Source organism: Rhizobium sp. 0TCS1.26 (assembly GCF_050455525.1).
GTDB lineage: Bacteria > Pseudomonadota > Alphaproteobacteria > Rhizobiales > Rhizobiaceae > Neorhizobium.
In genome coordinates this window covers 1-20,644 of sequence record NZ_JBCIYV010000001.1, presented here as the reverse complement: position 1 = coordinate 20,644, position 20,644 = coordinate 1, and the positions used below count along the sequence as shown (strand labels likewise).

The 20,644-nt window shown below is 63.1% G+C and carries 21 protein-coding genes and 5 tRNA genes; 14 read left to right on the top strand and 12 right to left on the bottom strand.

Going from position 1 to position 20,644, the window contains the following annotated elements:
* Positions 1 to 281: 281 nt before the first annotated feature.
* The 3 genes from AAIH46_RS00130 to AAIH46_RS00120 form a co-directional block, all read right to left on the bottom strand.
* Complete coding sequence (locus tag AAIH46_RS00130; protein WP_430303468.1) at positions 282 to 485, bottom strand: DUF3126 family protein; 204 nt, start codon at positions 483 to 485, stop codon at positions 282 to 284.
* Between the two features lie 150 nt (positions 486 to 635).
* A complete protein-coding gene (gene cysE, locus AAIH46_RS00125; RefSeq protein ID WP_430303467.1) occupies positions 636 to 1,460 on the bottom strand; it encodes a serine O-acetyltransferase in 825 nt (274 codons plus the stop codon).
* 122 nt (positions 1,461 to 1,582) lie between these two features.
* Positions 1,583 to 2,362 (bottom strand): alpha/beta fold hydrolase, encoded by a 780-nt coding sequence (locus AAIH46_RS00120; RefSeq protein WP_430303466.1) that lies wholly within the window; start codon positions 2,360 to 2,362, stop codon positions 1,583 to 1,585.
* A gap of 157 nt (positions 2,363 to 2,519) precedes the next feature.
* On the opposite strand from AAIH46_RS00120, the gene AAIH46_RS00115 reads away from it, so the two are divergent.
* Positions 2,520 to 2,765, top strand: coding sequence for a zinc-finger domain-containing protein (locus AAIH46_RS00115; protein ID WP_430303465.1), 246 nt, complete (start codon positions 2,520 to 2,522; stop codon positions 2,763 to 2,765).
* Between the two features lie 13 nt (positions 2,766 to 2,778).
* Positions 2,779 to 3,945: an FAD-dependent oxidoreductase gene (locus AAIH46_RS00110; protein WP_430303464.1), complete on the top strand. Its 1,167-nt coding sequence runs from the start codon at positions 2,779 to 2,781 to the stop codon at positions 3,943 to 3,945.
* 24 nt (positions 3,946 to 3,969) lie between these two features.
* Here the strand turns inward: AAIH46_RS00110 and AAIH46_RS00105 are convergent, their stop codons facing one another.
* Positions 3,970 to 5,160 (bottom strand): cystathionine beta-lyase, encoded by a 1,191-nt coding sequence (locus tag AAIH46_RS00105; protein ID WP_430303463.1) that lies wholly within the window; start codon positions 5,158 to 5,160, stop codon positions 3,970 to 3,972.
* 372 nt (positions 5,161 to 5,532) lie between these two features.
* On the opposite strand from AAIH46_RS00105, the gene AAIH46_RS00100 reads away from it, so the two are divergent.
* The 4 genes from AAIH46_RS00100 to AAIH46_RS00085 all read left to right on the top strand — a co-directional run bounded on the left by AAIH46_RS00100 (position 5,533) and on the right by AAIH46_RS00085 (position 9,800).
* On the top strand, positions 5,533 to 6,555 hold the full coding sequence (locus tag AAIH46_RS00100; RefSeq protein WP_430303462.1) for an amino acid ABC transporter substrate-binding protein: 1,023 nt from the start codon (positions 5,533 to 5,535) through the stop codon (positions 6,553 to 6,555).
* Positions 6,556 to 6,658: 103 nt separating this feature from the next.
* Positions 6,659 to 7,855, top strand: coding sequence for an amino acid ABC transporter permease (locus AAIH46_RS00095; protein ID WP_430303461.1), 1,197 nt, complete (start codon positions 6,659 to 6,661; stop codon positions 7,853 to 7,855).
* Between the two features lie 2 nt (positions 7,856 to 7,857).
* Entirely contained in the window at positions 7,858 to 9,015 is a 1,158-nt protein-coding gene (locus tag AAIH46_RS00090; RefSeq protein ID WP_430303460.1) for an amino acid ABC transporter permease, read from the top strand.
* Between the two features lie 11 nt (positions 9,016 to 9,026).
* Positions 9,027 to 9,800 carry an amino acid ABC transporter ATP-binding protein gene (locus tag AAIH46_RS00085; protein WP_430303458.1) on the top strand — a complete coding sequence of 258 codons (774 nt, stop codon included), beginning with the start codon at positions 9,027 to 9,029 and terminating at the stop codon, positions 9,798 to 9,800.
* 94 nt (positions 9,801 to 9,894) lie between these two features.
* On the opposite strand, the gene AAIH46_RS00080 is transcribed toward AAIH46_RS00085, so the two are convergent.
* Entirely contained in the window at positions 9,895 to 10,566 is a 672-nt protein-coding gene (locus AAIH46_RS00080; RefSeq protein ID WP_430303457.1) for a hypothetical protein, read from the bottom strand.
* A 445-nt stretch (positions 10,567 to 11,011) separates the two neighbouring features.
* Here AAIH46_RS00080 and AAIH46_RS00075 point away from each other — a divergent pair, with 445 nt between their 5' ends.
* Positions 11,012 to 11,164 carry a hypothetical protein gene (locus AAIH46_RS00075; protein WP_430303456.1) on the top strand — a complete coding sequence of 51 codons (153 nt, stop codon included), beginning with the start codon at positions 11,012 to 11,014 and terminating at the stop codon, positions 11,162 to 11,164.
* Positions 11,165 to 11,516: 352 nt separating this feature from the next.
* Here the strand turns inward: AAIH46_RS00075 and AAIH46_RS00070 are convergent, their stop codons facing one another.
* Positions 11,517 to 11,843 carry a hypothetical protein gene (locus AAIH46_RS00070; RefSeq protein ID WP_430303455.1) on the bottom strand — a complete coding sequence of 109 codons (327 nt, stop codon included), beginning with the start codon at positions 11,841 to 11,843 and terminating at the stop codon, positions 11,517 to 11,519.
* A 327-nt stretch (positions 11,844 to 12,170) separates the two neighbouring features.
* Here AAIH46_RS00070 and AAIH46_RS00065 point away from each other — a divergent pair, with 327 nt between their 5' ends.
* Positions 12,171 to 14,054, top strand: coding sequence for an MFS transporter (locus tag AAIH46_RS00065; protein ID WP_430303454.1), 1,884 nt, complete (start codon positions 12,171 to 12,173; stop codon positions 14,052 to 14,054).
* Positions 14,055 to 14,314: 260 nt separating this feature from the next.
* On the opposite strand, the gene AAIH46_RS00060 is transcribed toward AAIH46_RS00065, so the two are convergent.
* The 5 genes from AAIH46_RS00060 to AAIH46_RS00040 form a co-directional block, all read right to left on the bottom strand.
* Positions 14,315 to 14,391: transfer RNA gene (locus AAIH46_RS00060), tRNA-Arg, on the bottom strand.
* A gap of 55 nt (positions 14,392 to 14,446) precedes the next feature.
* Complete coding sequence (locus AAIH46_RS00055; RefSeq protein ID WP_430303453.1) at positions 14,447 to 14,752, bottom strand: ETC complex I subunit; 306 nt, start codon at positions 14,750 to 14,752, stop codon at positions 14,447 to 14,449.
* Between the two features lie 221 nt (positions 14,753 to 14,973).
* A tRNA-Pro gene (locus tag AAIH46_RS00050) sits at positions 14,974 to 15,050 on the bottom strand.
* A gap of 84 nt (positions 15,051 to 15,134) precedes the next feature.
* The gene (locus AAIH46_RS00045) at positions 15,135 to 15,626 is read right to left on the bottom strand and encodes a DUF192 domain-containing protein (RefSeq protein WP_430303452.1); all 492 of its coding nucleotides are present in this window, start codon (positions 15,624 to 15,626) and stop codon (positions 15,135 to 15,137) included.
* On the bottom strand, positions 15,626 to 16,204 hold the full coding sequence (locus AAIH46_RS00040) for a cold-shock protein (RefSeq protein ID WP_430303451.1): 579 nt from the start codon (positions 16,202 to 16,204) through the stop codon (positions 15,626 to 15,628). The genes AAIH46_RS00045 and AAIH46_RS00040 overlap by 1 nt, the downstream gene beginning before the upstream one ends.
* 212 nt (positions 16,205 to 16,416) lie before the next feature.
* Between AAIH46_RS00040 and gloA the strand changes: the two genes are divergently transcribed.
* From gloA to AAIH46_RS00025, 3 genes are all read left to right on the top strand, one after another.
* Complete coding sequence (gloA, locus tag AAIH46_RS00035; RefSeq protein ID WP_430303450.1) at positions 16,417 to 16,857, top strand: lactoylglutathione lyase; 441 nt, start codon at positions 16,417 to 16,419, stop codon at positions 16,855 to 16,857.
* Positions 16,858 to 16,989: 132 nt separating this feature from the next.
* Positions 16,990 to 17,613, top strand: a complete 624-nt coding sequence (locus tag AAIH46_RS00030) for a hypothetical protein (RefSeq protein ID WP_430303449.1) — start codon at positions 16,990 to 16,992, stop codon at positions 17,611 to 17,613.
* Positions 17,614 to 17,774: 161 nt separating this feature from the next.
* Positions 17,775 to 17,849 (top strand) — tRNA-Glu (locus AAIH46_RS00025).
* 52 nt (positions 17,850 to 17,901) lie between these two features.
* On the opposite strand, the gene AAIH46_RS00020 is transcribed toward AAIH46_RS00025, so the two are convergent.
* Positions 17,902 to 18,810, bottom strand: a complete 909-nt coding sequence (locus AAIH46_RS00020; RefSeq protein ID WP_430303448.1) for a LysR family transcriptional regulator — start codon at positions 18,808 to 18,810, stop codon at positions 17,902 to 17,904.
* 107 nt (positions 18,811 to 18,917) lie between these two features.
* On the opposite strand from AAIH46_RS00020, the gene AAIH46_RS00015 reads away from it, so the two are divergent.
* The 3 genes from AAIH46_RS00015 to AAIH46_RS00005 all read left to right on the top strand — a co-directional run bounded on the left by AAIH46_RS00015 (position 18,918) and on the right by AAIH46_RS00005 (position 20,639).
* Complete coding sequence (locus AAIH46_RS00015; RefSeq protein ID WP_430303447.1) at positions 18,918 to 20,117, top strand: MFS transporter; 1,200 nt, start codon at positions 18,918 to 18,920, stop codon at positions 20,115 to 20,117.
* Positions 20,118 to 20,316: 199 nt separating this feature from the next.
* A tRNA-Glu gene (locus AAIH46_RS00010) sits at positions 20,317 to 20,391 on the top strand.
* A gap of 173 nt (positions 20,392 to 20,564) precedes the next feature.
* Positions 20,565 to 20,639, top strand: a tRNA-Glu gene (locus tag AAIH46_RS00005).
* Positions 20,640 to 20,644: the final 5 nt, after the last annotated feature.

Sequence of the window (20,644 nt, the reverse complement as noted above, 5' to 3'; positions counted from 1 at the left end):
CAGATGCCCTTATTTAGTTCGTCATCGCGTGATTTTAAGCCCCTTGCGGAGACGCGCAATCACTATTGCATGCGGGGCTGGTTCCAGGCGGGAAAAGCGTCGGACCCCAGCGGCCCTGCGAATCAGGCATCCGCCGGCGAACTAGAGCCGGCGACTGTCACCCTCGGCGATGGCGAAACTGCGGTCATGCCTCCCGGTTAGGGCGCTGCGGCATGCGAGCAACAGAAAAGGCGGGCTCCAGAGGAACCCGCCTTCCAAATGATCCCGAGTTTCGGTTCGGATCAGAGATCGACGTCGAGGATCGCCATCGAGAAGTTGTAGGAAAGCTCGTTGTCCTCATCGTCGACATAGACGACGCCGAGAAATTCGTCGCCGGCATAGACTTCGGCGGAATCGTCCTTGCGGGGCCGTGCCTTGACGCTCATCGTCGGGTTGAAGACCCGCTTGAAATAGGCGTCGAGCTTCTTGATTTCTTCGGCTTTCACTGGTGTCTCTCCGTCAGCGTTCGCGTTGCGGGGGCTTTTGGCACGGGACAAGCGCGAAAGTAAAGAACGGCGAACCGTCTTCCCCGCCCGTCTCGCCCGCCAGTCCGCCCAACCGTCTGTCCGCCCCAGATAGCGCCCGGACGCGCCGATTCAATCCTCGGACCGCAGCATCTGGTCCATCAATCGCGAGGGCTCCGAACAGCCGGCGCCGCCAACCACCTTGGCCGGCACGCCGGCAACCGTGGTATTCGGGGGGACCGCCTTCAGCACCACCGAGCCCGCCGCGACGCGCGAACAATGGCCGATCTCGATATTGCCGAGGATCTTGGCGCCAGCGCCGATCAGCACGCCATTGCCGATCTTCGGGTGACGCTCGGCGCCCTCCTTGCCGGTGCCGCCGAGCGTCACGTCGTGGAGGATGGAGACGTTGTCGCCGATCACCGCCGTCTCGCCAACGACGAAGCCGGTGGCGTGATCGAGGAAGACGCCCTTGCCGATGCGGGCAGCGGGATTGATGTCGGTCTGGAAGACGCTCGACGAGCGGCTCTGCAGATACATGGCGAAGTCGCGGCGATCGCGCTTCAGCAGCCAGTGCGCCAGCCGATGCGTCTGGATGGCGTGGAAGCCCTTGAAATAGAGCACCGGCTCGATGAACCGCATGCAGGCCGGGTCGCGGTCGTAATATGCTTGGATGTCGACGCGCAGGATCGAGCTCCACTCCGGCCAGTCGTCGAGCATCTCCTCGAATGTCTGGCGCAGCAGCACGGCCTGCATGTCGGGATGGTCGAGGCGTTCGCAGATCCGGTGGATCACGCAATCCTCGAGCGAGCGGTGGTTGAGCACCGTCGAATAGAGGAAGGCAGCCAGCAACGGATCGCGCTCGGCGCCGAGCTTTGCCTCCTCGTGCAGCGTGTCCCAGATCGGATCGATCGAAGCCAGGGCTTCCGTCGGCCGAATATCAGTGCGTGCCACCATGGCGGTACCCTCGTTTTCGGGAGAGTTCATTATATAGAACAATCTTGCGCATACGCCAATGATGGAGAATGCCCGTTCCCGCGCGTATTGGGCGGGTCGGGCATCAACCTTGCGCAGTTTCGTCAGCCGATTTCGTCGTAGAACGACAGCACGGCTGCCTTGAACACCCGGTCGCCAACGGCCAGCATGTGATCGCGGTTCGGGATGTCGAGCGCCCGGGCATTTGGCATCAGGGCTGCGAGTTCCTGGGGCGATCCGGCGATGTCGTCCTTGGTGCCGACGGCCACCAGCGTCGGCGCCTCGATGCGCGCCATGTCGGCACGCGCGACAAGATCGCGGGAGCCGCGGATGCAGGCCGCCAGTGCCGCGCGGTCGCTCTTCGTCTGGTCGGCAAAGGTGCGGAACATTTTTCCACGCGCATGGGTGATTGCGTCGGCGTCCTGCGCCAGAAGCGCGTCCGCGATCGGATCCCAGTCGCCGACACCATCGGTCATGCCGATGCCGAGGCCGCCGAGCACCAGCGAGCGGACCCTGTCCGAGTGCGCAAGCGTCGCGAAGGTGGAGATCCGCGCGCCCATCGAATAGCCCATCAGATGCGCCGACGGGATCTGCAGATGATCGAGCAGTGCCATGGCATCCTCGGCCATCACCCAGGGACGATAGGATTCGGGATCGCGCGGCTTGTCGCTTGCTCCGTGACCGCGGTTGTCGAGACCGATCACCCGGTAGCCGGCGTCACCGAGCGTCTTCAGCCAACCGGGATAGACCCAGTTGACGCTGGCGTTGGAGGCAAAGCCGTGGATCAGCAGGACCGGATCGCCGGCCGGATTGCCGTCGTCGAAATAGGCAAGCGACAGGCCCTGGTGAGTGAAGGCAGAAAATTCTGGGGCATTGAGATTCATCGTGACGTCTTCCTTTTGCCGGCGGACCATAAGCCAAGCGCGTTGAAGCTTGAACCGTCACCGCCGCAAATTTCGCCCTTCTCCATCGTCTTCCCCCTACACTTTCACTGAGCGCCTCTGTAATGTCCGGCGCAAAACGAGAGCATTGGAGACGATCATGGCCGGTCACGGCATTCCCCATTTCCAGAACGACGACGGACACCGGTTCATCGAGGTCGGCGTCAAGGAATTCATGTGCACCGGCGCCAACGTGCCGTTCGACCACCCGCACATCTACATCGACATGGGCGACGACAACGAGAAGGTCTGCTCCTACTGCTCGACCCTCTATCGCTACAATCCGACCCTCAAGGCCGACGAGACCAATCCGCCGGGCTGCACCTTCCACGTCAAGGCAGCCTGACGCGGCCGCCGATATGCGCGTCGGAAACGCGGCGATCATCGGCGCCGGCATGGCGGGGCTCACCGCCGCACTCGCCCTGTCGCGCCGCGGCATCCGCTGCCATGTGATCGAGCAGGCGCCGCAACTCGTGGAGGCCGGCGCAGGGCTGCAGATCTCGCCGAATGCCGCCCGCATCCTTGGCCGACTCGACGTTCTTCCGGCGCTCGAACGGATCTGGAACGAGCCGGAGCAGATCGCGCTTGCATCCGGCACCTCCCTGCGGCCCCTCGCCTCTGTGCCCGCCGGCCGGTTTGCCCGCGAGCGATGGGGCGCTCCCTATGGAGTGCTGCATCGGTCGAGCCTGCAGGCGGCGCTCCTCGACGCGGTCACATCCTCGCCGCTCTGTACACTGCATCTCGGGCAACGCCTGGAGATGCCATCGGCCGGCAGCCTGGATTCGCTGATTGGCACCAGACCGGATGTCATCGTCGGTGCAGACGGCGTGTGGTCGGCCACCCGCAACGGCATCCGGGGGGCACCGCGCACCCGATTTTCCGGCAACATCGCGTGGCGGTTCACTCTTGCGTCGAGCCACGCTCCGACATTCCTGTCACCGACTGCCGTTACCGCCCTGCTCGGGCCATCGGCGCACATCGTCTGCTACCCGCTGGCCGAGACCGGCGGCTACAATGTCGTCGCCATTGCTGCGGGTTCGAGCCCCGGCCACACCTGGGACGCGCAGGCGAGCACCGGGCTGACGCGTCTACCGCTCGACATGTTCCGCCACTGGCATCCGCAGATCATCGAGATGCTCGCAGGAGCTCCCGATGCGCGGTTCTGGCCGCTCTACGAGGTGGGGGACGGCGCCTGGCAGAACCGTCGCGACACGGTGCTCATCGGCGATGCCGCGCATGCGATGATGCCGTTCGCGGCGCAAGGCGCGGCGATGGCGATCGAGGACGCATGGGAGCTTGCCGCCCGCATTACCGCAGGTGGCGATCTCGGACAGGCACTCGTCGACTACGAGATGATCCGCAAGCCGCGCGTCGCCAAGGTCCGCGCCCGCGGCAGCTTCAACCGCTTCGCCTATCACCTGAAGGGGCCTCTGAGGCTGGGGCGCGACCTCGTCCTGTCGCTTCGCCCGGCGGCGGCGCTGGCGGCGGATCTCGACTGGCTCTACGGCTACGACCCCGGCGTCTGAACGCCGGGCATCGTTACCTGTCGATCAGACGGATGCCGCTGCGGCAAATCCGGCCTCGATATCCCGGCGCAGATCCGCGACATCCTCGAGGCCGATCTGCAGACGGATCACCGGGCCTTCCGACGGCGCCTTGGCGATGCGCCGGTCGCTGAGGTTGACGTGGACGGCCAAGCTCTCGTAGCCGCCCCAGGAATAGCCGAGCCCGAAGATCGACAGCGCATCGAGGAAGGCATGCGCCTTCGGCTTGAAATGGTCCGCGTGGTCTGCCTTGAGAACGATCGAGAAGACGCCGGTCGCACCCTTGAAGTCGCGTTTCCAGATGTCGTGGCCCGGAAAGCTTTCGAGCGCCGGGTGCAGCACGCGTGCCACCTCCGGCCGGGTCTCCAGCCAGCGCGCCAGCTCCAGCGCACTTGCCTGGTGATGTGCCAGCCGCACGCCCATCGTCCGCAGCCCGCGCAGGATCTGATAGCTGTCGTCCGGCGATCCGCAGGTGCCGAGCGTGATCTGCGCGTCGTGCAGGCGCGGCCAGTGCTTCTCGTTGGCAGAGACCGATCCCATGATGATGTCGGAATGCCCGGAGGGATATTTCGTCGTCGCGTGGATGGAGACGTCGACGCCGAAATCGAGCGGCCGGAAATACAGCGGCGTCGCCCAGGTATTGTCCATGGTGACGACGCAGTCGTGCCGGTGCGCGGCCTCGGCGATGGCGCGAATGTCCTGCATTTCGAAGGTGTTGGAGCCAGGTGCCTCCGTATGCACGAGGCGCGTGTTCGGGCGGATCAGCGTCTCGATCCCGGCGCCGATCAGCGGGTCGTAATACTCCACCTCGACGCCCATGCGCGTCAGCATCGTGTCGCAGAAGTGCCGGCACGGCGTGTAGACCGAATCGACGATCAGCGCGTGATCACCGGACGACAGGTAGGCGAGGAAGGGAATGGTGATGGCGGCCAGCCCCGAAGGCACGAGGATCGTTCCGGCGGAACCCTCAAGCGCGTCCAAAGCCTCGCACAGCGCATCGGTGGTCGGCGTGCCGCGCGTCCCGTAGGTGTATTTCTGGCTGCGGTCGACCATCGCCTGGCTGTTGGGAAACAGCACGGTGGAGGCATGCACGACCGGCGGATTGACGAAGCCGTGAAAGCTCGACGGATCGTGACCGAGATGGGCGAGACGGGTATTGTCGCCAGCGGCGGCCAACAGGGACGATTTGTCTTTCATGGGGTGCGGCTTCCAAATGTAACGAAGCCCGATTTCTGAAGCGGCGCCCGGCGCCGGTCAACCCCTTAAAGACCTTGTAGAAGGCCGCTCTGTCCACAGGTCCGAGTGCGTGACATCAGGTACTGTCGAGACTTTCAGCAGCGACTGCCCAAAAAACCGCGTTACGCCCAATATATCAACAGCGCACGGCAATTTGTCGGATCTAAGGCGCGAAATTTTAGTGCAAGACTTGACCCCTGCCCAAATTTCCGACTGTGATAGGCCCAGCTCGTATCGGGAGGCCTCAAGCGAGCGGTCCTGCCCATCCCCCATGCGGGGTTGAGCGGCGGGACTACGGGTCGAATAAAAAGCAACAGACAAAGGTTGGGAAAAATGAAAAAGGCAATTCTGTCGGCCGCAATTGGCGCAGCGGTTATGGGAGCGGCTTCCGTCGCTTCCGCTGCGACACTGCAGGACGTAAAGTCGAAGGGTTTCGTCACCTGCGGCGTCAGCGCCGGCATTCCGGGCTTCTCGAACCCTGACGACAAGGGCGAATGGTCGGGCATCGACGTTGATTACTGCCGCGCCATCGCATCGGCCGTCTTCGGCGACGCGTCGAAGGCCAAGTACGTCGCGCTTTCGTCGAAGGACCGTTTCCCGGCCCTGCAGTCGGGCGAAGTCGACGTTCTGACGCGCAACACGACCTGGACGATCAGCCGCGACACTTCGCTCGGCTTCAACTTCCGCACCGTCAACTACTATGACGGCCAGGGCTTCATCGTGAAGAAGAGCCTCAACGTGAAGTCGGCTCTCGAGCTTTCCGGCGCCGCAGTCTGCGTCCAGCAGGGCACGACGACCGAACTCAACCTCGCCGACTACTTCAAGTCGAACAACCTGCAGTACAACCCGGTGGTCTTCGAAAAGGAAGCCGACGCAACTTCGGCCTACGATTCGGGTCGTTGCGACGTCTACACGACCGACCAGTCCGGCCTCTACGCCATCCGTCTGAAGATGAAGGTTCCGGACGAGAACGTCGTTCTGCCGGAAGTCATCTCCAAGGAGCCGCTTGGCCCGGCCGTGCGCCAGGGTGACGACCAGTGGTTCGACGTGGTGACCTGGGTTCATTACGCCATGGTCAACGCCGAAGAGCTCGGCATCACGTCGAAGAACGTCGACGAGCAGAAGAACAGCCCGAACCCGGACATCAAGCGTCTGCTCGGCTCCGAAGAAGGCACCAAGATCGGTACCGACCTCGGCGTGACCAACGAGTGGGCCTACAACATCATCAAGAATGTCGGCAATTACGGCGAATCCTTCGAGCGCAACGTCGGCGCCGGCTCGCCGCTCAAGATCGAGCGCGGCCAGAACGCGCTTTGGACCAAGGGCGGCCTGCAGTACGCTCCGCCGGTTCGCTGATCCGCGTCACTCTTGAAGCACTAAAGAGGGAGGCGGAGCATGGCTCGGCCTCCCTTCGCACTAAAATAAGCTCGCAAAGAGCATATAAAAGGGAAATGTGCCTATGGCAGGCAAGGGGCTCCGCGCGCAGCGGTCCGGAAGTGGCGGCACGACGTCACTCCTCTATGATCCGAAAGTACGGGGAATTTTCTATCAGGTCCTCACGGTCGCCATCCTGGCGCTGTTCGTGTGGATCATCGTGTCGAACACGATCCACAACCTCCAGAGATCCAACATCTCGTCGGGCTTCGGCTTCCTCAAGGGCCGCGCCGGCTTCGACGTCGGCCAGTCGCTGATCGCCTACAGCAGCGATTCGACGTATGGCCGGGCGCTGATCGTCGGCATCCTCAACACGCTGCAGGTCGCCATCGCCGGCATAATCACAGCCTCGATCATCGGCTTCATCGTCGGCATCGCGCGTCTTTCCAGCAACTGGCTGATCTCCAAGCTGGCGCAGGTCTACGTGGAAATCTTCCGCAACCTGCCGCCGCTGCTGGTCATCTTCTTCTGGTACAAGGGCGTCATCACGATCCTGCCGCAGGCCCGCGATTCGCTCGACCTGCCGTTTGGCTCCTATCTCAACAATCGTGGCCTGTTCTTCCCCAAAGCGATCTGGGGCGAAGGAACCTGGCTGATGCCGCTGGCGCTGCTGGTCAGCATCGTCATCACGGTTATCATCTATCGCTGGGCGAAGGCGCGCCAGGCCCGCACCGGCCAGCCGTTCCGCACCGGCATCACCGGCACGCTGCTGATCATCGGTCTGCCGCTCGCGACCTTCCTGGCGGTCGGCTCGCCGCTGACCTTCGACTATCCGATTGCCGGACGCTTCAATTTGTCGGGCGGTTCTGTCGTCGCGCCTGAATTCCTGTCTCTCTATCTGGCGCTGTCCTTCTATACGGCATCGTTCATCGCCGAAATCGTCCGCGGCGGCATCAAGGCCGTCGCCGGCGGCCAGACCGAGGCGGCAAGCGCACTCGGCCTTCGCCCCAGCACCACGACGCGGCTGATCATCATCCCGCAGGCAATGCGGATCATCATTCCGCCGCTGACGAGCCAGTACCTCAACCTGACGAAGAACTCGTCGCTGGCGGTTGCCGTCGGTTACGCCGACATCGTCTCGGTCGGCGGCACCATGCTCAACCAGACCGGACAGGCCGTCGAGGTCGTCGCCATCTGGCTGGTGATCTACCTTTCCCTGTCCATCACGACCGCGCTGGTCATGAACTGGTTCAACGCGAAAATGGCGCTGGTGGAGCGATGAACATGTCGACACGTGATCTGACTTTCGTCCGCAAGGAGATGGTCGCAGCGTCCGCCGCTCCGTCAAGCCAGACGGGCCTGACGCACTGGCTGCGCACCAAGCTCTTCGCCACGCCGAAGGACGCCATCCTCACGCTGTTGGGGATCGCCTTCCTTGCCTATATCATCCCGCCGATCGTCCAGTGGCTGTTCATCGACGCCGCCTGGACCGGTACCGACCGGACGGCCTGCGCCACGGTTACCCAGGGCGGCGTGCTGCCGGACGGACAGTCCGGTGCCTGCTGGGCCTTCGTCTCGGCCAAGTTCGAGCAGTTCATGTTCGGACGCTATCCGGCTGACGAACGGTGGCGGCCCATGCTCGTCATGGCGATGTTCGTCGTCATGCTCATTCCGATGCTCATCCCGAAGGCTCCCTACAAGAAGCTGAACGCGCTGCTGCTGTTCATCATCCTGCCCTTCGTCGCGTTCTTCCTGCTGATCGGCGGCTATTTCGGCCTGCGGGTGGTCGAGACGCAGCTCTGGGGCGGGCTGATGGTGACGCTCATCCTGTCGTTCTTCGGGATCACGGTATCCCTGCCCTTCGGCATCCTGCTGGCGCTCGGACGACGCTCGCATCTGCCGGTGATCAAGACGCTCTGCGTCACCTTCATCGAGGTGATCCGCGGCATTCCGCTGATCACCGTGCTGTTCTTCGCCAGCATCATGCTGCCGCTGTTCCTGCCCGACGGCTGGACCTTCGACAAGTTCCTGCGGGCGCTGGTCGGCGTGTCGCTGTTCTCGTCGGCGTATATGGCGGAAGTCATCCGCGGCGGCCTGCAGGCGATCCCCAAGGGACAATACGAAGGTGCGGACTCGCTCGGCCTGAACTACTGGCAGAAGACCCGGCTGATCGTCCTGCCGCAGGCCCTGAAGCTGGTCATCCCGGGTATCGTCAACACCTTCATCGGGCTGTTCAAGGATACCTCGCTGGTCTCCATCATCGGCATGTTCGACCTTCTGGGCATCGTCAACCTCAACCAGTCGGACGCGAACTGGGCGACGCCGGTGACACCGGTCACCGGTTACGTGTTCGCCGGATTCGTATTCTGGATTTTCTGCTTCGGCATGTCGCGCTACTCGCTGTTCATGGAACGGCACCTCGACACCGGACATAAACACTAAGGGGAAAGCTCATGGCAGAAGCCCAGGCAAAGAAGATGGCCGTATCGGCGACCGACGTCGCCATCGAGATCATCGGCATGAACAAGTGGTACGGCGATTTCCACGTGCTGCGCGACATCAACCTCAAGGTCATGCGCGGCGAGCGCATCGTCATTGCCGGCCCTTCGGGCTCGGGCAAGTCGACGATGATCCGCTGCATCAACCGCCTCGAGGAACACCAGTCGGGCACCATCATCGTCGACGACAAGGAACTGACCAACGACCTCAAGAAGATCGACGAAGTGCGCCGCGAAGTCGGCATGGTGTTTCAGCACTTCAACCTCTTCCCGCACCTGACGATCCTGGAAAACTGCACGCTGGCACCGATCTGGGTTCGCAAGATGCCGAAGAAGGAAGCCGAGGAAGTGGCGATGCACTACCTGACGCGGGTGAAGATCCCCGAGCAGGCGCACAAGTATCCGGGCCAGCTTTCCGGCGGCCAGCAGCAGCGCGTGGCGATCGCCCGCTCGCTGTGCATGAAGCCGCAGATCATGCTGTTCGATGAGCCGACATCGGCGCTCGATCCGGAAATGGTCAAGGAAGTGCTTGATACCATGGTCAGCCTTGCCGAAGACGGCATGACCATGCTGTGCGTAACCCATGAAATGGGCTTTGCGCGGCAGGTGGCGAACCGGGTAATCTTCATGGACCAGGGCCAGATCGTCGAACAGAACTCGCCAGCGGAGTTCTTCGACAATCCGCAGCACGAACGGACCAAGCTGTTCCTCAGCCAGATCCTCCACTGACGGCGATCGTCTGAAGCAGACAACGGCTATGAGAAAGGGCGCTCCAGGGCGCCCTTTCTTCGTGCGGCAGGCCGCCTTGCCTTAACGCAGGTGCCTACCAGGTCAGCGAGTAGCGGGCATTGATGCCGGCCGACAGGTCCGATCCGACGGCGCGCTCCAGGCTGCCGGTAATCGAGATGGATTTGGTCAGCGACTGCTCAAGCGCCATGCCGGCGCCCAGCCGCTTGAAATCATCGATGGCGCCGGCCTTCACCACCAGCGCCGTGCCGTAGGCCGGTGTCGACAGGCGGACCGCCTGATTGACGTTAAGGCCGCTCCATTGCTGCGCGATGCCGTCATAGGTGAGACCGACCGTGCGCCGCAATTCGAGGTCCAGTGAGCCGCTGACAATGCGCTTGTTCGAGGTGCTGACCTCGGCGGCAGCACCGCCGGTCAGCGCGTTCATCCGCACATCGATGTCCCGGCGCAACTGATAGGCCGGCATCTGCAGTTGACTGGCGGTTACCCGCCCCCACACCTTCACCGGCGTATCGACGCGTCCGCCTTTGACCGCCGATGCCACACCGACATCCACGCCTGCCGAGGCGTTCGTCCAGCCGGGAACGCGGGTCCCAAGCCGGGCATTGTAGGCGGTGTCGGAATTTTTCGTCGGGGTCCAGATCAGCAGCCCGTCGTTTGCACATGCAGGCGCGACCAGTATCGACGCACTGAGCGTCGTAGCAGCCAGCCAGCCGCAGGCTATCGCAGCCGAAGACAGTCTCGTCATGCCATTCCCTCATCCGGACACCGCTTCCTCCCAAGCGGTGCCGCAAGGCTTCAAATCCATACCTCCGCCATCCGGCAAATCACCGGCAGCGACGTGAGCATGTATCACAATAAGCCGAAAACTGGCAGCAGGGTAGCCTTGCAGACGATCGGACGGATCAGAGGCCATGCTACGGAGCGTTAACCATGAACCCGTCGCATCTGTGCAACACATGGTCCCGTTTGCCCCTCAAATGCTTGTCGCCGCCCCGCTGCGCGCCATTTGTGCTTGCGCTTATGCGCACTTACGACACAGTGACGACAACCAAGGGAGACGGTGAGTTGTGAACGAGACGTATCCGACCGCATCCATGACGGATGGTGGAGGATCGGGGGAAAGCGGAGGGGCGAACGTGCACCCATTGTCCGCGAACGCTGAAAAACGTCCATTCACGCCGTAGCAATCAATGGCATCCGGACCTTTCGACACTTCAACCGGGCGGGCGCAGAGCCTGCCGTCGCAGACGCCGCAGCGTCTCATGCGCCTCACGTCGCGCGTCCTGACGGCGGTGGCCTTCCTCGCCTTCCTCGCCTACTGGCGGCAGACCGGCGGCTGGTGACAGTCCAGCCGCTGCGGGCCACGTGTGGCCGCGACGCCGGCTGGCATTCCCGATCAAACAAAAAGGGCGCTCGACCCTTGCGGGGAGCGCCCTCTTTGAGACCCGGACAGCCTCGAACGCCGGGCATGGCCGCGGCAGGAGGTCATCTATACGGGTGATGACAGTGAAATAGGAATCGATGTCGAAGAGTTCAAGAGCCGGAAGCTCTACGAGGAAGCGGATCTTGGCAGGATCCACCGGTGGCGTCGACTTGGCCGCCTCGCTCGGTGATGGCTTGTAAGTCCGTCTCAATCGGTCGACTGAAACGTCGATAGTAAGGGAGAGACGCTGCGCGCCTCTCCCCGCTTGTAAATCAGCAGGTCGGAGCCTGACCGACCTTGGTCTCGGTGCCAGCGGGAGCATTGCCCGTATTGGCCGACTGGGTGGTGTTCGAGGTTGACGGGCCGCAGTTGGAACCGCCACCGGCCGCATTGCCGGAACCGGTAGAATCGCTGGTGCCGCTGGAACCCGTGCCGGCACCTGCGCCGCCGGTTGCCGAGCCGCTGCTCGATCCGCTGGAGCCGGTGCTTGCGCCACCGCTGGTGCCGCCGGCGCCGCTTCCGCCGCCCGAGCTCGACTGAGCAATGGCTGCCGTCGAAAGACCAAGGGCAAGGGTGCTCGCCAGGATAATCTTAATCATTCTATTTCCTCCGTGTCGCATCGTTCTCGATGTCTGCCTCTGTCAAACAGGGAGATGCTTGGAATGTTCCTGAAGTTTCTTTGGGATATTTGCACCTGTCAGCCGACCGGCACTGTTCGCGGCAGGCGGGAGGAAGCCCGGCGCCATGGTCTCTCCCCCCGCAGATCGCCGGCAGGCAACTTCAGCTCCTGGCACAAGCCCGCGGCCGCGTGTCGGCAGTAGACCAAAGTAGCCCTCTGCTCCGGCTGCAAACGTGATATTTTTCAACTGCGCATTTCTTCGGATGTCGGCGGTTCCCGCGGTCCGAATGCGTTGGGAGGAGATTTCATGGCAAACATCACGATGCCGGCCGCGACGCGGCAAGGCCCAATCACGAAAGAGGAGAAGAAGGTCATCTTCGCCTCGTCCCTCGGCACCGTTTTCGAATGGTACGATTTCTATCTGTACGGTTCGCTGGCCATCTATATCGGCGCGGCGTTCTTCAGCCAGTATCCGGAGACCACCAGAAACATCTTTGCGTTGCTGGCTTTCGCCGCGGGCTTCCTGGTGCGTCCTTTCGGCGCCCTCGTCTTCGGTCGGCTGGGCGATCTCGTCGGCCGCAAATACACCTTCCTGGTGACGATCCTGATCATGGGTCTGTCGACCTTCCTGGTCGGCGTCCTGCCCGGCTCCGGCACCATCGGCATTCTCGCGCCCATCCTGCTCATCGCATTGCGCATGCTCCAGGGCCTGGCGCTCGGCGGTGAATACGGCGGCGCAGCGACTTACGTAGCCGAACATGCACCGCACGGACGGCGCGGCTTCTTCACCTCGTGGATCCAGACGACCGCAACGCTCGGCCTGTTCCTGTCGCTGGTGGTCATCCTTGGCGTCCAGATGCTTCTCGGACGTGAAGCCTTCGCCGCCTGGGGCTGGCGCGTGCCGTTCCTGCTCTCGGTCATCCTGCTCGGCGTTTCCGTCTGGATCCGCCTGAAGATGAACGAATCGCCGGCCTTCAAGAAGATGAAGGAAGAGGGCAAGGGTTCGAAAGCTCCGCTGACCGAGGCCTTTGGCCAGTGGCGCAATGCCAAGATCGCCCTGCTCGCGCTGTTCGGCGCCGTCGTCGGCCAGGCCGTCGTCTGGTATTCCGGCCAATTCTACGCGCTGTTCTTCCTGCAGAACATCCTGAAGGTCGATGGTCAATCGGCGAACATCATGGTCGCCTGCTCGCTGCTGCTCGGCACCGGCTTCTTCGTCTTCTTCGGCTGGCTGTCGGACAAGATCGGCCGCAAGCCGATCATCATGGCCGGCCTGTTCCTGGCAATGGTCACCTACTTCCCGCTGTTCGCCGGACTGACCAAGTACGGCAACCCGGCACTGGCCACGGCACAGGAAAATGTTCGGGCAACGGTGACGGCCGCTCCGGGCGATTGCCGGTTCCAGTTCAACCCTACCGGCACGGCGAAGTTCACCACCTCGTGCGACATCGCCACCTCGTTCCTCACCCGCAACTCGGTTCCCTATGACATCGTCGATGGCCCGGCAGGAGCGCCTGCTTCGGTCAAGATCGGCACGGCAACCGTCGCCAGCTACGACGCGCTCAGCGCCGGAGCCAATGCACGGGCGATGGGGATCAACTTCGAAAAGCAGGTAAACCTTGCGCTGCAGGCCGGCGGCTATCCGCTGGTGCGCGGCGTGACCAAGGTGCCGGACGCCAAGCTCGACGCGTTCGCTGCCGCAAATCCGGAACTGCCGCTTAACCCGGCCACCATCCGCGCCGGCGAAAAGCAGTCCGTCTCCGGAGCAGACCTCGTCACCCAGAAGCTGCTGACGGCCGAAGAAGCCGCCGGCGTCACGGAAATGGCCGTCTATTCGGTACCGGGCAGCGGCAACTTCACCATGGTCGCCGACCCGAACGCGGTCAACTGGGTCGCCATCATCGCCATCCTCACCGTTCTCGTCATCTACGTGACGATGGTCTACGGGCCGATCGCGGCACTGCTCGTCGAGATGTTCCCGACCCGCATCCGCTACACCGGCATGTCGCTGCCCTACCACATCGGCAACGGCTGGTTCGGCGGCCTGCTGCCCGCAACGGCCTTCGCGATGAGCGCTGCCAAGGGCGATATCTACTACGGCCTCTGGTATCCGATCGTGTTTGCCGGCATCACGCTGGTGATCGGCATTCTGTTCCTGCCGGAAACCAAGGACCGCGATATCCACGCCGACTGAGGATTTCGCCACCACTTCAGAATCGAGAGAGCCCGGCACCAAGCCGGGCTTTTTTCGTTGTTGGACCAGCATTGCGGAGCGATGGTGACACGAGCGGCAGTGGCTGGTGATCGGGGTGGAGCGGCGCCCGTGGTCACGGGGCTTATGGCGCATGCGATCGCTCAAGCAGGGAGAGGCAGCACGCACGCATGTCGGACGGAACAGAGTTGCACCTCCATACCGCCAATTGCACCATCCATGTCATTAAGTCAGCTGGTGGCTGGCGACCCCTGCAGGAATCGAACCTGCGACAACCTGCTTAGAAGGCAGGTGCTCTATCCAGCTGAGCTAAGGGGCCGGATGCCGGTATCCGCCCCAGCGCGAGGCTGGTGGCGTCCGCAGAGAAATTGCAGTCAGTGGGTCCAGGGCTGCAGGCGGCTGTACTTGAAATTGTCGGAGTAGGAAACGACCTGGCGGGCGGCTTCCTTCGGCATGATCACCCGGTATTCGATGCCTTCGCGCTCGGCATAGGCTTGCGCCTGCTCCAGCGTCTCGAAGTTCAGGCGTACCTGCTGCTGCATGTCGGAGGAAGAGGTGTAGCCGAGGATCGGATCGATCCGGCGCGGCTCTTCCTGGTCGAATTCCAGCACCCAGAGATGCGTCTTCGCCTTGCCGGACTGCATTGCGGATTTTGCGGGACGATAGATCTTGGCGGTCATTGCTCTAACGCTCCTTCTGCATCGTCTTGCAGGCGTCGTTTACACTCGCAGGCTCATCCGGCTTCTGCCGTGTCGATCCTGCACCATTCCGACAGCGCGCCTTTTCGACGAAGGCTCGCGGTCCGTTGCCGGTAACGGCTGATCGTCCGCCGGGTTGCATCGCCGTCCTGTCGAACGACGCTTCGAGTACTCGACGGATGGTCGAAACCTTAAGCCGTCGATGGTCGGAGTGGAGAGATTCGAACTCCCGACCCTCTGGTCCCAAACCAGATGCGCTACCAGGCTGCGCTACACTCCGTGCCGACGACGAGAAGCGGGATACACGCTTCCCCTGCCTCCCGCAACTCTAAAATCCAAAGATCGACAGACAGTTAAGGCCGGTCTACCCGGCACTGCCGATCTGCCGGCTGACGACCCGATCGCCGGGCTTGATTCCAAGCGTCTTTATCGCCCCGCCGTTCAGTTCCAGCACGTATCGGACAGGCCCACCAGAGGAAATGATCGCTTCCGACAGCGGAACCGCACCCTCATGAAGATGGGTGACGACGCCCTTATCATCGAGGAACAGCATGTCGAGCGGAATGAGCGTGTTGCGCATCCACATCGAGACCGGCCGTGCCTCGTCGAAATCAAACAGCATGCCGTGGTCGGTCGGCATCTGCTTGCGGTACATCAGGCCCTGCTCGCGCTGCTGCGGATCGACGGCAAGCTCGACGGTCAACTGGTGGCGGGCACCGGCGCGGGTCTCGATCGTCAGGGGCTGCTTGTCGAACCGCACCTGTGCGGCGGCCATCGACATGCAGACCGCCAGAACCGAAATGACGGCGCAGATCAGGCGAACGCCCTGCGACAGGTTGTTCAACGCGCCGCGCATCAGTGCGCCCGCGGCAGGACCGCCGGCCCATCCGGATGGATTTCGGCTGCCATCAATCCCTTGTCGCCCGGCCCGAAGCGGACGAGCACGACCTGGCCCGGCCGCAGCTCGGTGAGGCCGAAGCGGCGCAGCGTTTCCATGTGGATGAAGATGTCCTCGGTGCCCTCGCCGCGCGTCAGGAAGCCGAAGCCCTTGGTGCGATTGAACCACTTGACCAGAGCACGCTCCAGGCCGCTCGTCGGCGTCACCTGGACGTGGGTGCGCACCGGCGGCATCTGAGAAGGGTGGATGGCTGTCGACTGGTCCATCGACAGGATACGGAAGGCCTGGTAGCCGCGGTCACGGCGCTGGATCAGCGCGACGATGCGCGTGCCTTCGAGGATGGTCTGGTATCCGTCGCGGCGAAGGCAGGTGACGTGCAGCAACACGTCCTGCATGCCGTTGTCCGGCACGATGAAGCCGAAGCCCTTGGCGACATCGAACCATTTGACGATGCCGGTGATCTCGATCAGTTCGACCGGCTCTCCAGCGAGCTCCTCGAAACCCGCGATGCCCTTCGATGACATTTTGTCCGTCATTCTGCCAGCCCCTGGATTACGCGTTACGATGGCACGGTTAACTGATTCTTAGAGGATATGTTAACATCGCGCGGTTCGTCCAGCGCAAGCCCCCGCCCACGCTTTATCTCCTTCTTTGTAGTCCATGCTGCTTGCCTGAGGCTGTTGTCTGCCGCATATCCCACGGGCTTGGACGACACCCATGCACGCACGCTTTAGGAGGATTGCGACCCATGCGCTACCTACACACCATGGTCCGAATCAAGGACCTCGATGCTTCCCTCGATTTCTACACGCGCATCTTCGGCCTGACCGAAGTTCGCCGCACGGAAAACGAAAAGGGCCGCTTCACGCTGATCTTTCTCGCCGCCCCGGACGATGCCGATGCCGGCCAGTCGATCAAGGCGCCGCTGCTCGAACTGACCTACAACTGGGACACCGAGGATTATTCCGGCGGCCGCAATTTCGGTCACCTCGCCTATGAGGTCGACGACATCTACGCGTTCTGCCAGCAGCTGATGGACAAGGGCGTGACCATCAACCGTCCGCCGCGCGACGGCAACATGGCCTTCGTCAAGTCGCCGGACGGCATCTCCATCGAGATCCTGCAGAAGGGCCCGGCGCTTGCACCGGCAGAACCCTGGCAGTCGATGCAAAACACCGGCAGCTGGTAACCGGCAAAAAAGGGAGCGGCCGCGTCAGGCCCTCCCGCACAACCGCAGTCAGGCGAGGCGTGCACCGCCAAGCCTGACGCAGGCTTCGCCGGCTAATGTGGGTCATCCTGTCGATCCACAGCGGATATTGCCATGCCGGCCACCTCTCGCCAAACCCGTCTTTCCCGTCCGTCGCTGCTGCTGCTGGCGACCGCCCTCGCCGCGCTGTCGCTGAGCGGCTGCAGCAGCCTGCTTGCCAGAAGCGCAAAGGGTCCTGAGGCGAACGAAGCGGCAAGCGCCGACATCGCTTTGGCGCAAGACGTGAAGCCGCAGAAGCAGGACACGGCCAGGGCGGTGATGGCTGCGGCCGGCAAGCCGCAGAAGGCGCCCGGCTATGTCGATCCGATGGTGGCGTCGAGTGCCGGCGGAGCGGCAACGGCACCAACCAGGCATCCAGCGCGCAGTACGAGCCAGCAGGGAGCGACGGTCGCCTCGGCCAATCCCGTCGCCGCCGCAGCTGGATCTGCACCCGGACCGACAGATCTCGGCGAAGCGATCCATCAGCCGACCGGCGTGCAGGCCAACCAGAACAGCATCTTTGCGCTCGCCAACGCGCAGGTGGCGGAAGCCAACGGCGTGCCGGCCTATGCGCCGGTGCGCAACATCAACCCGATGAGCGGCAGCATGTTCAGCGCCCGGCAGACGGCCGAGGCGTCGCCCGCCGCGGCACCATCCGCCGCCAATCCGGCGGGCAAGCCGGAAGACGGCCTGTGGTGATGAGAAACTGGTGGAGAGCAGCCGCGTAAGCAGCTGCACTGCCACTGGAAAGCTCCCTCGGACCTTCGCCCATTCTCCCTTCAAAAATCTTGCAGATCTTTGAAAAAGGCGCTTGCCAGCCGAGGAACACGCCCCTATAAGGGCGCCACCACGAAGCGCACGCGCCCTTCGTCTATCGGTTAGGACACCAGATTTTCATTCTGGGAAGAGGGGTTCGACTCCCCTAGGGCGTGCCACTTCTCCTTCTTCATTTCATCTGATTTTGATTGGCCGGCCCCGGCCGCGCCTTCATGCGATCCGCAGGCGCTCGGCCAGCAGCGTGATCAGCGCGTCGACCTTCGGCACGAGCTGGCGGCTGAGCGGCCATACGAGATGCAGCGGCAGCCCGTCCACGGCGCTCTGCGGCAGCACATCGACAAGCGCTCCGCTTTGCAGTTCCGCCTCGATCAGCCACGTCGCGAGCTGCGCAATGCCGAAGCCGGCCTTTACCGCCGCCACCTGCGCTTCGGCGCTGCCGACAACGATCCGCCCGTCCATCGGCTTGCGCTCGATGGTACCGCCCTCCCTTGGCAGCCGCCAGGGCAACGTCGTTCCGTCCGCCCGGCCGTAGAGAACGCTGTCGTAGCGATGCAGTTCGTCGATGCTGGACGGCCGACCATGACGCTCGATGAACTGAGGTGCCGCGCAAAAGATCAGCCGCTCGGACCCGAGATAGCGCCGCCCCAGTCCCTCCGGCCAGGTCTCGGTGGCACTGATCCGCACGGCGAGATCGACATTATCCTCCACCAGATCGACGAAGCGGTCGGTAAAGCGGATATCCGGCATCAGCTGCGGGTAGCGCTCCGCCAATTGCAGGATCAGCGGCATCACCTGCATATGGCCGTAGGCGACGGGCACGTTGATCTTCAATCGTCCAACGGGCTCGTTCTCGTAGGCGGCCAGCACCGCCTCGGCCTCCCCCAGTTCGGCCAGCACCCGCACGCAGATCGCATAGAAGGCAGCGCCAGCATCGGTCAGCGTCAACCGCCGGGTCGTACGCTCGAACAGCCGGCGGCCGAGCCGTCCCTCCAGGCGCGCAACGCTCTTGCTGACCGCCGAATTGCTGAGGTTCAGCCGCTCGGCCGCCGCCGTGAAACTGCCGGTATCGGCGGCCTGAACGAAGGTATCGATGCCCTTCAGGCGTTCGGACGGATACATGTGAGGTGCCTCATTCTGGAATTTTAGTCACTCAAGTGGCGAAATAATGCCGCGAGACGGGAATGCCAGTCATCAGTATGCAGCAGACTGCCTTTCAGGAGCCTGCCATGTCGATGACCACGTCCACCCCAGCCCGAAGCGCTCAGACGAGCGGTAACAGCCTTTCCGTCCTGCTGCTGGCGATCTGCGCCTTCGTGATCGTCACCACCGAATTCATCATCGTTGGCCTGCTGCCGGGTCTTGCCCGAGACCTCGACATTCCCGTTTCGCTCGCCGGCCAGTTGGTGACGCTGTTCGCCTTCACCGTGATGCTGGCGGGCCCGTTTCTGACAGCAATGCTCTCGCATCTCGAGCGCAAACGGCTGTTCGTTGCGATCCTCGTGCTGTTTGCCATCTCCAACGTGGCTGCGGCGGCTGCGCCAAACATCTGGGTGCTTGGCCTCGGCCGCTTCCTTCCGGCACTGGCACTTCCGGTGTTCTGGGGTACGGCCAGCGAAACCGCCGGTGATCTTGTCGGACCGGAGCGCGCCGGCAAGGCGATCTCGCAGGTCTACATGGGCATCGCCGCCGCCATGGTCTTCGGCATTCCGCTCGGCACGCTTGCCGCCGATGCGGTCGGCTGGCGCGGCACGTTCTGGGTGCTCGCCTTCATCTCGCTGTTGATGGCTGGCCTGCTCGCCGTCGTCATGCCCGCCATCGCCCGCCCGCAGAAAGTCGGCGCAGCAGCCCAGGCCGGCATCCTGAAAGATCGATTCTTCCTCGGCAATATCGTGCTGTCGGTCCTGGTCTTCACCGCAATGTTCACCGCCTACACCTATCTTGCCGATACGCTGGAAAAGGTCGCCGGCATCCCGACCTCGCAGGTCGGCTGGTGGCTGATGGGCTTCGGCGTCCTCGGCCTTGGCGGCAACTGGCTGGGCGGTCATTTCGTCGGCCGCGGTCCGCTGGCGGCCACCGGTGTCGCGACGCTTGTCCTGTCGCTCGGCATGGCGGCCACCACGCCTTTTTCCGGGTCGCACGCGCTGCTGATCGTCGCGCTGGCCGCCTGGGGCATCGCCAACACCGCCCTCTACCCCATCTGCCAGGTGCGGGTGATGAAGGCCGCCTCGCATGCCCAGGCGCTGGCTGGAACGCTCAATGTCTCGATGGCAAATGCCGGCATCGGGCTCGGGGCGATCATCGGCGGTGCGGTCATCGAGCATCTGGGCATCGAGAACATCTGTTATGTCGCCGCCGCCATCGGCATCCTCGCGGTGTTGACGGCGCTGTTGGTCGCGCGCCTGAAGCCGACCGACAACCGCGCCTGAACCACGCCAACGGCTGGCGCCGCACGCGTACGGTGCCCGCAGACCGGCGCCACCCTGCTCGTTTGCCGGCAGCATGACGCTGTCGGGGCGGTTTTCCACCGCTTCCGTCGCGAAGCTCGAAGCCTGCTTCTGACAAACTGCGTTTTTCCTCTTGCAACGGAAAATTCTGCCCGTATAAGGGCGCCACCACGAAGCGCACGCGCCCTTCGTCTATCGGTTAGGACACCAGATTTTCATTCTGGGAAGAGGGGTTCGACTCCCCTAGGGCGTGCCACTTCTTCTTCAGAACATTGCCATTTTCCCCGCGACGGAAGCGCACAACAGCGTCTCCGAGCGCCGGCACGGTGCGGTCAACGGGCGCTTGAAAAATCTCGCTGGGACGTCACCCAATCGTCATTTAGGTGCTTGCGGGACCGCATTTGCGCCCCTATAAGGGCGCCACGGCACGCGCCCTTCGTCTATCGGTTAGGACACCAGATTTTCATTCTGGGAAGAGGGGTTCGACTCCCCTAGGGCGTGCCACTTCT